Annotated in this window: 10 protein-coding genes; 5 read left to right on the plus strand and 5 right to left on the minus strand. The window is 68.8% G+C overall.

What is annotated here, in order from left to right; translation table 11 throughout:
* Window positions 1–340 precede the first annotated feature (340 nt).
* Together ABD301_RS23735 and ABD301_RS23740 are read left to right on the plus strand one after the other, a co-directional pair.
* A complete protein-coding gene (locus ABD301_RS23735) occupies window positions 341–1237 on the plus strand; it encodes a hypothetical protein (protein ID WP_163569211.1) in 897 nt (298 codons plus the stop codon).
* A 38-nt stretch (window positions 1238–1275) separates the two neighbouring features.
* Complete coding sequence (locus ABD301_RS23740; protein ID WP_163569212.1) at window positions 1276–2121, plus strand: NAD(P)-binding domain-containing protein; 846 nt, start codon at window positions 1276–1278, stop codon at window positions 2119–2121.
* A gap of 19 nt (window positions 2122–2140) precedes the next feature.
* On the opposite strand, the gene ABD301_RS23745 is transcribed toward ABD301_RS23740, so the two are convergent.
* Window positions 2141–3313: an MFS transporter gene (locus tag ABD301_RS23745; RefSeq protein ID WP_344312680.1), complete on the minus strand. Its 1173-nt coding sequence runs from the start codon at window positions 3311–3313 to the stop codon at window positions 2141–2143.
* Window positions 3314–3407: 94 nt separating this feature from the next.
* A complete protein-coding gene (locus ABD301_RS23750) occupies window positions 3408–4568 on the minus strand; it encodes an MFS transporter (protein WP_344312681.1) in 1161 nt (386 codons plus the stop codon).
* Window positions 4569–4767: 199 nt separating this feature from the next.
* Here ABD301_RS23750 and lon point away from each other — a divergent pair, with 199 nt between their 5' ends.
* Window positions 4768–7170 carry an endopeptidase La gene (lon, locus tag ABD301_RS23755; RefSeq protein WP_344312682.1) on the plus strand — a complete coding sequence of 801 codons (2403 nt, stop codon included), beginning with the start codon at window positions 4768–4770 and terminating at the stop codon, window positions 7168–7170.
* 56 nt (window positions 7171–7226) lie between these two features.
* On the opposite strand, the gene ABD301_RS23760 is transcribed toward lon, so the two are convergent.
* Together ABD301_RS23760 and ABD301_RS23765 are read right to left on the minus strand one after the other, a co-directional pair.
* Entirely contained in the window at window positions 7227–7592 is a 366-nt protein-coding gene (locus ABD301_RS23760) for a hypothetical protein (RefSeq protein WP_163569215.1), read from the minus strand.
* Between the two features lie 187 nt (window positions 7593–7779).
* A complete protein-coding gene (locus ABD301_RS23765; protein WP_163569216.1) occupies window positions 7780–8631 on the minus strand; it encodes an SCO6745 family protein in 852 nt (283 codons plus the stop codon).
* A gap of 66 nt (window positions 8632–8697) precedes the next feature.
* On the opposite strand from ABD301_RS23765, the gene ABD301_RS23770 reads away from it, so the two are divergent.
* Complete coding sequence (locus ABD301_RS23770; RefSeq protein ID WP_344312683.1) at window positions 8698–9330, plus strand: YigZ family protein; 633 nt, start codon at window positions 8698–8700, stop codon at window positions 9328–9330.
* Window positions 9331–9611: 281 nt separating this feature from the next.
* Complete coding sequence (locus tag ABD301_RS23775) at window positions 9612–10595, plus strand: ArsR/SmtB family transcription factor (protein ID WP_344312684.1); 984 nt, start codon at window positions 9612–9614, stop codon at window positions 10593–10595.
* A gap of 11 nt (window positions 10596–10606) precedes the next feature.
* Here the strand turns inward: ABD301_RS23775 and ABD301_RS23780 are convergent, their stop codons facing one another.
* Window positions 10607–12676 (minus strand): RecQ family ATP-dependent DNA helicase, encoded by a 2070-nt coding sequence (locus ABD301_RS23780; RefSeq protein WP_344312686.1) that lies wholly within the window; start codon window positions 12674–12676, stop codon window positions 10607–10609.
* Window positions 12677–13090: the final 414 nt, after the last annotated feature.

Here is a 13090-nt window from a genome sequence, read left to right on the forward strand (position 1 = left end):
TCTGTCTGCGGTGTCGACTTGTTCGGACTGGTGAATGCGGCCTTAACCGGTCATGTTGTTCGACCGACCAAGGAATCGTCCAGACAGGCCGCCAAAATCCGCCGGCAACGGTAAATGGCCTGCTCGCGTGCGGTGGTCCGATCGTACGACCGGACCGCCGGCACTTTGGGGCCTACCGTGCGGTAAAAGTAGTTTGAGGTAAAACCCTGCCGACCGCGCAATGGTCGGCTAACGTGATCGACTTGACCACGGCATCCGGAGGATGTGGCGGCCAAGCGGGGGCAATCGTGTCCAAGGCGACCGGGACGAAGAACCGGTCAACGGCGGCAAAGGAGCCACCATGCGCAGGACCCTGCGCGACCTTCTCGTGATTGAGCGAATTCTCCGGGACCGGGACAGCGTCTGGCGACAGATTCACGAAGAGCGTGATCTGCGGCTGTTAATCGGCCAACTGCTGGCGAGTACGGTGATCGCGCTGGCTTGCTATGGCGGCGTCCTGGGCGCCTCCAGCTCAATGGCTCAGGCGGTCTCGTCGGCACTGAAGCTGCCGGTGCTGTTCCTGGTGACCCTCGCCATCTGCCTGCCCACGCTTTACCTCTTCAACCTCGTTTTCGGCGCCCGGCTTTCGCTTCTCCAGACGCTGTCCTTGGTGCTGCTCGCCATCACCGTCACTTCGGTGCTGTCGCTGACATTCGCGCCGGTCAGCCTGTTCTTCCTGGTGACCGCGCCACAGTACGCTTTCTTCAAGCTGCTCAACGTGTGCGTGCTGACGCTGACGGCGCTGGTCGGCCTGCGTTTTCTGGTCGCCGGCATGACTGCCCTGAACCGGTTGAGCCGGCCGCCATCGGTGACCCCACCGGCGCCGCCGCAACTCCCGCAGGTGCCGATGCCGGCGCTGTCCGTACGGGCGATGGTGGGCGTCGACGACGAGGCGTGGATCGCGGTGCCGGCGCCAGCCCAGGAGCCTTGGCCGCCGCGCCTGGCCGATACCGGCGTCGACCGCGTCCAGCCGCACCAGCCGCCGGCGAGCCGCCCGATGTCCGTACGAACACAGGAAAAACTGGCCAGCCCAGCGCTGCTTTATTTGTGGATCCTGCTTTTCGGCTTTGTCGGCACCCAGCTGGGCTGGGCTCTGCGGCCGTTTTTCGGCAGCCCGGAGCTACCTTTCCAGCTCCTGCGCGCGGTCGGCGGCACCTTCTACGCCGACATCGTCCAGACCATCAGGCAGCTGTTCTGATCGCGCCCTCTTACACTGCGGATAAACGTGGAAGGGGCATGTCGTTGCGTACGACCGTGTTGGGAACCGGAATCATGGGCGCCGCGATGGCCAGGAACCTGGCCAAGGCCGGCCTGGACCTGACGGTCTGGAACCGCAGCCGGGACAAGGCCGAGCCGCTGGCCGCGGTCGGCGCCACCGTCGCGGACTCGCCGGTGGCGGCCGTCAACGGTGCCGACGTGGTCATCACGATGCTGTTCGACGGTGACACGGTCGACGCCGTGATGGACAACGCCCTGCCAGCGATGGCCGAGGACGCGTTGTGGCTGCAGATGACGACTGTCGGAGTCGACGGCATCGGGAGGCTCGCGAGCAAGGCCGCGAGCCGGGGCGTCGGTTTCGTCGACGCGCCGGTGATGGGCACTCGGCAGCCCGCCGAGAGCGGCCAACTGACCGTCCTCGCGGCCGGCGCCGACGACCTCGTCACCCGCGCGCAGCCGGTGTTCGACGCGGTCGCCAGCAAGGTGGTTCGGCTCGGCGACGAACCCGGTGCGGCCAGCCGCTTCAAGCTCGTGATGAACGCCTGGGTGCTCTCCCTGACCACCGCCGCTGGACAGTCGATCGCATTGGCGCAGGCCCTCGGCATCGACCCGCGGCGGTTCCTGGACGCGATCAAGGGCGGCCCGCTGGACAGCGGCTACGCGCAGCTCAAGGGCGCCATGATGATCGCCGGTGACTTTCCCGCGTCCTTCGCCCTCGATGGCGGCGCGAAGGACGCCGGTCTGGTCGCGGCCGCCCTCGAAGGTGCCGGCCGCAGTCCTGCGTTCGCCCAGGCCATCAAGGACCTGATGGACCGCGCGGGCGACCCGAGCGACGACATGGCCGCCGTCGTCCGGGGCTTCTGACTCCTCGCGACTGAGCACCCTACGAACCGGACGTTTTTCGACCGCGAATACGTCGAGTTCGCGGGGGGATCAGCCAGCGGAGGGAGACGCCGATGACGGCCAGCAGGGCGGCGACAAGTACGACACCGCCGGCGGCCCAGGCCGCGTAGACGGCGAAGGACGCGAGGTCGGTACCCAGCCCAGCCACCGAGGTGACGGTGGCGCGGGCGGCGCCGTCGATCCGGTCCTGCAGCCGGGCGTCCACCACCACCAAGGCCAGCCGGTAGAGCCCATAAGAGCCGGCCACCGCGACCAGACCCAGCGGCTGGCGCGACAGCCCGGCAGCGGCCAGCCCGACGGCCGCCGCCGCGACCAGCGCGGCCACCGCGCCGGTACGCAGCCGGCCGCTCGAACCACCCAGGAACGCGCCGGCGGCGCCGGCCAGCGGGATGCCCAGCACCGCCACCGGGACCAGGCCGGTCGGTACGCCCCAGTCGCGGGCCAGCAGCGGGAAGTATTCCTCCACCGCGTCGATGCTGGTCAGCAGCGCGACAGCGAGGACCGCGGCACGTACGCCCGGATGCGCGGTGGCCTCGACGAGACCGGCGCGCAAGGTCGCCACGTACGACCCAGTCACGGACGGCTTGACGGTGGCCGGCTCAGGCTCGTCGGCTGCTGTTCGAGGGGCTTCGGGAAGCCGGGATGCCACCACCGAAGTGCCGAGGCAGCAGCCGACGCTGACCCACCCCACCAGCGGGAAGCCGCCCCACGCGTAGAGCGCCGTGGTCGCGAGCGCGGCCGGCAGCTGCGCGATCAACCCGACGGCCCGTACCCAGCCAAGTACGCGCGCGAACAGCGCTTCGGCGTCGACCGTGGCGAGCCCGTCGTAGAGCAGCGCCTCGAAAGTCCCGGAAACCAGTGAGCCGGCCAGGCCCCACAGCACGAAACCGGCCGCGAACGCTGGAAAAGAAGGAAAAGCAACCCACAGGGCGTAGCCGGCGGCCTGCAGCATCCCGGCCACGACCAGCGCGCCGCGGCGGGAGAACCGGTCCGCGAGCGCGCCGGTCGGCACCTCGGCGAGGATGCCGACCGCCGACCACATCCCGAAAAGCACGGAGATCTGCGCGTCGGACAGGCCGTGGGCGGCGAAAAGCAACGCATAGAGCGCGTACAAGGGCACGACGTCGCCCAGAAACGCCCACCCGATCGCCATCCTGATCAGGGGTTTCGCGGCTACCGGAAACCGAGGTCAACCAAAGGTCATGCCGCGCACCTTAGCCACCCATGGCCAGTGCGTCGATCGCCTTTCACCGCAGGCGGTTCTGAGCTTTTTCTTGGCGCGCGCGGCGAACCACCACCACGACAGCCAGCGCCAACGCCAGGCCAGCGGCTGCCGGGGCGACCGCGAAGGCGCCGACGCTGCCGTACGTGTCAGCGAGCCGGCCGGCCACCGCACGGCCGACCGCGGAGCCGAGCGGGCCGCCAGCGCACAGGATGGTCATGGCGACCGCGGCCCGGCTCGGCGGCGCGATGTGGTCGGTCAGGGCGTAGAGGCTGATCATGTACGGCGCGACCGTCACGCCGGCGACGGCGATCGCGATCGGCACCGGTACGCCAGCAGCCAACGTGGTCATCCCGGCCAGCAGGGTGGCGGCGAACACGACGTACCGCCGCCACCAGCCGAAAGTCGCCGGCAGCCACCCGCAGGCCACCCCGGCGAGCGCGCTGCCGATGCCCAGTTCGGCATAGAGCAGGCCGGCGGCGCTGGTCGCGTACGCGGTGACGCCGGTCTGGATGGCACCGAGAATCGCCCCCATCGCGGCCATCGCGAGGAACAGGGCGATCATCGGCCACCGCGGTAGAGCCGGTCTCGGACCGGTCGGCGCTTGCCGGTTTGGCTCACGGGTGGCGAAGAACAGCGCGAAGGGCAGCGACGCGACGACCAGCATCGCGGCCATCACCACCGCCGGTACGGCCGGGCCGAGCGGCGCCAGCAGGCCGACCGCGGCAGGCCCGGCGACGAAGGCGATCTCGTCGGCGGCCGCCTCGTACGACAGCGCGGCCTGCATCAGCGGGTCGCTCCCCAGCAACCGCCGCCACTGCACCCGTACGAGCGGCCCGACCTGCGGTTGCAACAGACCGGCTAAGGTCGCGGCCAGCAGCATCGCTGGCCGGTCCATCCCAGCAGCGACCACCAGTCCCACCAGGGCAAACGCGTTCCCCACCGCGGTGACGACACCGACCAGCCGGTGGCCGAACCGGTCGGCGAGCGCGCCCACGGCGGGCCCCGCGACCGCGATCGCGATGCTCTGGGCGGCGCTGGCCAGCCCAGCGAACGTGTAGCTGCCGGTCGCGTCGACCAACAGGACAAGGGTGGCCAGCGGGGCCATCGCGTACGGCAGCCGGCCGAGGAAGCCAAGGGCGAAGAAGCCCGGGCTGACCGTACGCGCGAGGGCACGGTAAGACATCGCGTCTCCATCGAGTCACGTCGAGGAGACGCACCTGCCCAGCCACCCAGCGCGTCGTTAGCCCGATTCTGCGTACCAGCCTAACCGTGATCGCTCAGAGCGAACAAGGTCGAGGGAACACCAACGGCATCACAACAGTTGCGTCAGTACGACTCAGTTTTCTGGGGCGTCCGAGATGCACATACGAGAGGCGTGACACATGAGTCAGACAGTGATCGTGCCGGTCCTGCCGTTGGATGACGAGGTAGTGCTGCCGCAGATGGTGGTGCCCCTCGACCTCGCGGACGCCGACACGCGCACGGCCATCGAGGCAGCCCAGGTCGGGACCAGGGAAAACGGTGTCCGTACGCCAGGGATCCGGTCGAACACCGACAGCGGCGCGCAGGTGCTGCTGGTCCCCCGGCTCGACGGGGACTACGGCGCGATCGGCGCGCTGGGCACCATCGAACAGATCGGGCGGCTGCCCGGCGGCGGCAAGGCGGCGGTCATTCGTACGACCGCACGCGCGCGTATTGGCGCTGGTACGACCGGTCCGGGCGCCGCTTTGTGGGTGCAGGCGGAGGTCGTCGAAGAGACCGGAGCTGACGAGGTCAGCAAGGACACGATCCGCGACTACAAGGCGGTCATCGCCTCGATCCTGCAGCAGCGGCAGGCGTGGCAGATGGTCGACTCGGTCCAGAAGATGGACGACCCGTCGGCCCTGTCGGATCTGTCCGGTTACGCGTCATACCTGGACAACGACCAGAAGAAGCAGCTGCTGGAGACCACTGACGTGGCCGAGCGGCTGCAGACCGCGCTGGGCTGGGCGCGTGAGCACCTTGCCGAGCTCGATGTGAACGAGACCATCCGCAAGGACGTCCAGGAAGGCATGGACAAGCAGCAGCGGGAGTTCCTGCTGCGCCAGCAGCTGGCGGCGATCCGCAAGGAGTTGGGCGAGCTGTCCGGCAAGCCCGCGACCGAGGAGCAGGACTACCGCGCCAAGGTCGAAGAGGCCGACCTGCCCGAGAAGGTCAAGGAGGCCGCGCTCGCCGAGGTCGACAAGCTGGAGCGTACGTCCGAGCAGTCCCCCGAGGTCGGCTGGATCCGGACCTGGCTGGACACCGTGCTGGAGCTGCCATGGAACACCCGTACCGAGGACAGCTACGACATCCCCGGCGCACGGGCGGTGCTCGACGCCGACCACGCGGGCCTGGATGACGTGAAGGACCGGATCATCGAGCACCTGGCCGTACGAGCCCGCCGGGCCGAAAAGGGCCTCGGGGTGGTCGGCGGCCGCCGATCCGGCGCGGTGTTGGCGCTGGTCGGACCGCCCGGTGTCGGCAAGACCTCGCTGGGTGAGTCGGTGGCCCGCGCGATGGGCCGCAACTTCGTCCGGGTCGCCCTCGGCGGCATCCGCGACGAGGCGGAGATCCGTGGCCACCGGCGCACGTACGTCGGCGCGTTGCCCGGCCGGATCGTACGAGCGATCAAGGAATCCGGTTCGATGAACCCGGTCGTGCTGCTGGACGAGGTCGACAAGGTCGGCTCGGACTACCGCGGCGACCCGACGGCGGCCCTGCTGGAGGTGCTGGACCCGGCGCAGAACCACACGTTCCGGGACCACTACCTGGAGATCGAGCTGGACCTGTCCGACGTGATGTTCCTGGCCACCGCCAACGTGCTCGACTCCATCCCGGCGCCGCTGCTGGACCGGATGGAGCTGGTCAGCCTGGACGGCTACACCGAGGCCGAGAAGGTCACCATCGGCCGCGACCACCTGCTGCCCCGGCAGCTGGACCGGGCCGGCCTGACCGCGCAGGACGTGACCATCACGGACGAGGCGATGGGCAAGCTGGCGGCCGAGTACACCCGTGAGGCGGGCGTACGAAACCTCGAGCGGGCCATCGGCCGGGTGCTGCGCAAGGTGACCACGAAACTGGCTACCGAAGAGCTGCAGACGCCGGTCAAGGTGGGCGTCGACGACCTGCGCGACTTCGTCGGCCGGCCGCGGCACACGCCGGAGTCGGCGGAGCGTACGTCCCTGCCGGGCGTGGCCACCGGGCTCGCGGTGACCGGTGCGGGCGGTGACGTGCTGTTCATCGAGGCGTCGCTGGCCGATCCGGAGACCGGGTCCGAAGGTGTGATCCTGACCGGTCAGCTGGGTGACGTGATGAAGGAGTCGGCGCAGATCGCGCTGTCTTACCTGCGCTCGCATGGCGCCGAGCTGGAGCTGCCGGTCGGCGACCTGGCCCACCGGGGCGTGCACCTGCACGTACCAGCGGGCGCGGTGCCCAAGGACGGTCCGTCAGCGGGTGTCACCATGACGACCGCGTTGGCGTCGCTGCTGTCCGGTCGGCCGGTACGGTCCGATGTCGCGATGACCGGTGAGGTGTCCCTGACCGGCCGGGTGCTGCCGATTGGTGGCGTCAAACAGAAGTTGCTGGCCGCGCACCGGGCGGGCATCACCACCGTACTGATCCCGGCTCGCAACGAGCCCGATCTCGATGACGTGCCTGAGGAGGTCCGTTCCGACCTGACTGTCATTCCGGTCAGCGACGTACGGGAAGTTCTGTTGACGGCGCTTACTCCCGCTGAATCCAACGCCAAATTTCTCGTCGCATAACTGACAAAGAGAAAGAGCCGGTGCCCCGTGGGCGCCGGCTCTTTCTCTTTGTTTTTTTATGCCGAGCGAATGAGAGAGACAGTCCGCGGTTCGGATTCCTTCCGCGGCCGGGGCTTGCGTACCCGCGTACGCGGCTGACTGGTGTCCGGCTGGGGCGCCGGTGCCGGCTCGGGCAGCACCGTGGCCACGCCCTCGGTGAGGAGGGCTTTTTTCGTGATGGACACCACAACCGCAGGCGCGTCGTCGAGTTTTTCTTCGACGGCCTGGTGTTTTCCTTCTGAATTTTCGTGACTTTCGATGCGGTCAACGACTTCCGCTCGGCGTGGCAATGGATCCCACCCGAATGCCTCGACGACGGCGTCGAAAAGCGGCGCCGTCTCCGGCGGCCGTTGGGACAGCACTTCCACCACTTCGTAAATCATGCGAACCTGCGCTGCGAATACATGTGAAACCTCCGATGCGGCGGTCGGCGACCACCTTTGTTGCTGGCACCGACCGCTGCAAGCTTCGCCATTTCGGCGCCGCTCACACATCCCCGTTCTGTGCCATCAGTTACATCCAGCATCGACACTACCGATGGCGATTAACAGATCCTTAAAGTGCGTGGAGTTATCGTACGAACACGCCTTTGGGACCCGCACCGGCAGTAGCCAGCTGGTCACGGATTTGGCCACCCAGCTCGATGAGCCGGTTTGTTTTCGCCTCGCCGAGCGCCTCCCACGGCGCCATGGCGGCACGATCGGTGGCTGCCTCCAGCTCCGAGCGTAGCTTGAGGCCGGCCTCGGTGATGGTGTTTTCGGCGTCGATCAGCCCGCGCTCCACCAGCCCCTTCGCCGCGGTGTCCCATTCCTGGTCGGTCCAACCACGGCTGGGCTGGGCGAATTCGCGGGTGAACGAGCGGCCGGTGGCAATGTGCAACAGCAGCGCGTCCAGCCCCGGGATGCCGGCCTGAACCAGCGCCGCGATGTGCCCGCCGCCGCGGTATTCACGCAGCAGTGAAGCCGCGTGCCACACTGCGAGATATGGCTTTTCTGGCCATTCAAGATCGGCGTAAGCGGCGTAAAGCGGGCGGCCTTCCGGCGTACAGGCCGCGGTTGCCTCGCGCGCCAACTCATTTAGCTCGACGACCTCGGGACTCTCACAGCCGGCCTCCCCCAGCAGCCGGACGAGGGCCGCGTCGACCGCGGCGAGCCTGGCCGCGACCACGTCCGCTGGCGACGCCAGCGTCCATGCCCGCGGGATGTTCTTGGCGATCGGTCCAGGGCTGAAGTTGTAGAACGTGGCGGTCACCACACCCGGCCCGACGGCGCCCATCGGCGCGGCCCGTCCGGCGTAATAGACCATCCGGCCAGGCCGGAGGCCAATCGCCGTCAGGTGCTCGGCGGTCTCCGGGGAGAAATAGCAGGTGATGTGAATGGGCTCCAGCACAGTGGCGGCGATGCGCGCGATACGGGTCTCCATCCGCGTACCGTATGACACGATCCGTGCGTCAGCAGCTCTCCCAGCGGACGGGTTACGCTGCCTTTCGTGCCGCCACCGCAGGAAATCGTGACGATCGCGGTCGCCGTCGACATCGAGACCCAGGCCCGAAAGTCCCGCTTTCTCTGCCTGCTCGCCCCGGTCGAAAGCGAAGCGGCGGCCCGCGAGGTGGTGGCCCAGCGGCGTCGCGCCCACCACGGCGCTGGACATCACTGCTCGGCCTTCATGCTCGGCCCCAGCGGCCAGCTCCAGCGGTCCAGCGACGACGGCGAGCCCGCCGGCACGGCCGGCATGCCGATGCTGGAGGTGCTCCGCGGCCGCGGCCTGACCGACGTGGTCGCGGTCGTCACCCGCTACTTCGGCGGTGTGCTGCTGGGCACTGGCGGCCTGATCCGCGCTTACGGCGGCGCGGTCTCGGCCGCCGCCGACACGGCCACGATCGTCCGCCGGCGACCGGTCCACACGGTCGTCGTCACCATCGACCATCAGCACGCCGGCCGGCTGGAAAACGAGTTGCGCGCGTCACCGTACACAGTGGACAGTGTCGACTATTCCGCGGTCGTACGACTGCGGATTTTGGTGTCTCCTAACGATCTTTCCACTTTCAGCGACTGGCTCGCCGAACACGCCGCCGCCGCTGCAATGGCGGTCGGCGATCTGTCCTTTGTGGACGTTCGTTAGCTCGGGAGGCGCGAGCCCAGCAGCGGCCCGCGTCTCCCGCTCCCCCCTCGCTCCCAGCGTGGCGATGATCCCGGATCGCCCCCAGCCGGCGCCAGGGTTTTCGGCTCAGCCCGAAATGGCACTGCCCTCTCGGCCAACCGGACCTCGCATTCTCGAGTGAGATGACCGCTTGGAGTGGTTCGATAGCTTTAACGGTCCGAGACCAACGGAGAGGTGGACCGGATGGGGCGTACGGGGGTTCGGTGCCCGGACGGGGTTCGCACCGCAGGGGGTGTCCCTTGTTGAGAATTCATTTCTCCGGGGACGATTTCGCCCGCCTGCGGCTGATCACCCGGCCGGATCCGCTGTGGGAGGTGGTGCTCAGCAGCCACCTGTTGCAGGCCCGGGAGACACCGATCTTCGATCCGTGGCGGCAACACGCCCGATGGGCGGCTCGGTCCACCAAGGTCCGGCAGGCGATCGAGGTCATTGGGACGGTCAACCCGCGATGCACCTATTTTCCGGACTTCCTGACGCCCACACCGGACGGGCAGGGCATCGAGGCCGGAGTGGACGCGGTGCTACACACTCCGGCCCAGCGGGTCCGGCGCGAACTGGAGACCCTCTCCGGGCTCCGTGACCTCTCGCCGTGGGCACGCTCGCTGGCCGATGGCGACCTGGCGGCGGTGGGCCTGCTGGGCGACTCGCTCATCACCTACCACCGTGCGCTCGTACAGCCCTTCACCAGCCGGATCCGGGCCCGCGTCGACGGCGACCGTACCGTCCGCGCCCGCGCTCTTATGAATGGCGGTGTCGATGCGCTGCTGGCCAGTCTGCGGCCGACCCTGCGCTGGCGTTCCCCGGTGTTGGAGGCGGATTTCCCGAGCGACCAGGACCTGCACCTGAACGGCCGCGGATTGGTGCTCGTCCCTTCCTTCTTCTGCTGGCGAACGCCAGTCACGATGGCTGACCCAGACCTGACGCCCGTGCTGGTCTATCCAGCGGTCGGCGACCCCACCTGCGGACCCGCCGCCGCGCAGCTGAGCAACCACGCCTTGGTGGCGCTGCTGGGCACCACCAGGGCCACGGTCCTTAACGCAGTCAGCGCCGGCGGCGGCGCCACCACGGGCGAACTCGCCCGTACGATCGGCGTCTCCGCGGCGACCGCCAGCGAGCACACCAAGGTGCTCCGAGAGGCCGGCCTGCTGACCAGCATCCGCAACGCGAACTCCGTCCTGCACGCTGTCACCCCACTGGGCTCAGCCCTCTTAGCCCCGCACCGCTGACTGGGTCTGCCCTAAAGGATCTTGTGTAAGACCAGGGGGTAGACCGGGCCGGCGCCGGATTCGCGCAGGAGTGCGGCGCAGACCGCCGTGGTCCAGCGGGAGCGGCACTCGTCGTCGAGCAGGAGAACCGGGCCGGCGGGCAGCGCAGTGGTCGCTGTCCAGCGGCGCAGCGCGGCGATGCCGGCGGCGCCCTGACTGGGGGCGTCGGACTGCCAGGGGGCGCTGCCGGCGTGCGGCTGCAGGGCCTCCACCAGCTGCATCCGGCCGAGCTGGGCAACTCGCTCGGCAAGGTCGGGCAGCAGCCGCGGCCGACGCCGGGACGGCACCCAAGTCACCCAGGTAGGCCGGCCCTGCGGCCAGCCCCAGCGGCTGAGCACCTTGACGATCCCGTCCAGGATCTCCTGCGACACCGGTTCGTCGGCGGCCAGCGCGGTGGTGATCGCGTCGCCCCATGCCGGGTCCTCCCCCAGCGCGAGCGCCCGGCCGACCTCGGGCCGGAGCTCGGTCGGGATCGCCCCACGCCGGGAAGCTCCGGACGGCCAGCGCTTGCGCGGCTCGATCCCGATCGTCTGCGACCGCAGGAAATCGGTGGCAGCCGACACTGTGGCCGGCCGTGGATCGGCGGCCGGCAGGGTGCCCGTACACACCGAGCAGCGGCCGCAGTCCGCCGCCTCCGGATCATCCAGCGACTCCCGCAGTGCCCGCATCAAGCACCGCTTCGCAGCCATGTAGTCGCGCATCACGGCCTGCTCGGCCCGCCGGGCGGCGGCAATCGCCTCATATCGCTCGCGGTCGTAGACCCACTCGTCGCCGGTGGCAATCCACCCGCCCTCCGCGCGATCGACGGCGCCGTCGACGTCCAGCACCTTCAACAGTGACTCCAGCCGGCCGCGGGCCAGCTCGGCCTGGCTTTCCAGCTCGGTGATGGTGACCGGGCGGTCCGCGCTCGCCAGCACGTCCAGGACGCGGCGGACCGTGCGCTCGGCCGGGAAGGCGGTGGAGTCGAAATACGCCCAGATGTTGGCGTCCGCCGCGGTCGGCAGCAACACCGCCCGCGCCTTGTCCAAGGCGCGGCCGGCGCGGCCGACCTGCTGGTAATAAGCGATAGGTGAACTGGGCGCGCCGAGGTGGATGACGAACGCGAGATCCGGTTTGTCCAGGCCCATTCCCAGGCTGGACGTGGCCACCAACGCCTTGAGATCGTTGGCGAGCAACGCTTTTTCCAGCGAACCGCGGACCTCTGGATCGGTGCGGCCGGAATATGCCTCGGCACGATGTCCTTGGGTGCCAAGGAAAGCGGCCAGCCGCTCGGTCTCGGCCACGGTCAGGGTGTAGACGATGCCGGATCCGGGTAGCTCATGCAGCGCGTCGGCGATCCAGGCGTATGCCGCGGGCACGTTAGGCATGTCGACCACGGAGAGGGCGAGGCTCTTCCGGTCCAATGGCCCGCGCAGGGTCAGCGTGTCGTCGCCGAGCTGGCTGGAAATGTCGTCGATCACCCGCGAGTTGGCGGTCGCGGTGGTCGCCAGCACCGGTGTCGCCGCCGGCAGCCCGGCCAGCACCTGCCGGATCCGCCGGTAGTCCGGCCGAAAGTCGTGCCCCCAGTCGGAAATGCAGTGCGCCTCGTCCACCACCAGCATGCCAAGGCGGGGTGCCAGATTCGGCAGCACCCGGGATCGGAACCCTGCCGAGTTCAGCCGCTCCGGCGAGATCAGCAGCACGTCGGCGCGGTCGGCGGCGATCTCCGCCTCGATCGAGGACCACTCGTCGAAGTTGGACGAATTCAGTGTCACCGCGTGAATGCCGGCGCGCTGGGCCGCGCCGACCTGGTCTCGCATCAAGGCCAGCAACGGCGAGACGACCAAGGTCGGTCCATAACCCTGCGCGCGACGCAACGCCGTCGCGATCCAGTAGACCGCCGACTTGCCCCACCCGGTCCGCTGCACCACCACGCAGCGACGATGGTCAGCGACCAGCGCCGAGATCGCCGCCGCCTGATCGTCCCGCAGCAACGCCTGCGGCCCGGCCAACGTCCCCAACTGGGCCTGCGCCCGTTCTCGCAGCTCAGCACTGATAGTCACACGCTCATCCTCTCAACCCAACCCGTCCACCCCCGATACTGGTCGCCACCCCCGACACTTTCCCCGCCCACCCCACGCGGACCCGTCATCTCCAACCACAACCGGCCAACTTCGACGGACCCAACCCGCTGACCTCACCCCTGCGCGGGACTGTCACCTTCACCATCAAGTTGGTCAACTTCGTACGGGACCCAAACCCAGCCGTCCCCACCCCACGCGGGACTGTCACCTTCACCATCAAGTTGGTCAACTTCGTACGGGACCCAACCCCGCCGTCCCCACCCCGCGCGGGACTGTCACCTCTAAACCAAAGTTGGTCAACTTTGTACGGGACCCAACCCCGTCCGGCGCCATCGGCCGCCAGGCCGACCCTCGTAGCCGTAGTCGACGGCGCCCGCGCCGAAGGCGCCAGAA

It is taken from the genome of Fodinicola feengrottensis (assembly GCF_039530045.1).
In the GTDB taxonomy this organism is placed as follows: Bacteria; Actinomycetota; Actinomycetes; order Mycobacteriales; family HKI-0501; genus Fodinicola; species Fodinicola feengrottensis.

Excerpts from the sequence above, each read along its gene's own strand:
- ABD301_RS23750 (WP_344312681.1), bottom strand. The coding sequence starts at position 4,568 with ATGTCTTACCGTGCCCTCGCGCGTACGGTCAGCCCGGGCTTCTTCGCC.
- ABD301_RS23740 (WP_163569212.1), top strand. The coding sequence starts at position 1,276 with ATGTCGTTGCGTACGACCGTGTTGGGAACCGGAATCATGGGCGCCGCG.
- ABD301_RS23760 (WP_163569215.1), bottom strand. The coding sequence starts at position 7,592 with ATGATTTACGAAGTGGTGGAAGTGCTGTCCCAACGGCCGCCGGAGACG.
- ABD301_RS23765 (WP_163569216.1), bottom strand. The coding sequence starts at position 8,631 with ATGGAGACCCGTATCGCGCGCATCGCCGCCACTGTGCTGGAGCCCATT.
- ABD301_RS23735 (WP_163569211.1), top strand. The coding sequence starts at position 341 with ATGCGCAGGACCCTGCGCGACCTTCTCGTGATTGAGCGAATTCTCCGG.
- lon (WP_344312682.1), top strand. The coding sequence starts at position 4,768 with ATGAGTCAGACAGTGATCGTGCCGGTCCTGCCGTTGGATGACGAGGTA.
- ABD301_RS23745 (WP_344312680.1), bottom strand. The coding sequence starts at position 3,313 with ATGGCGATCGGGTGGGCGTTTCTGGGCGACGTCGTGCCCTTGTACGCG.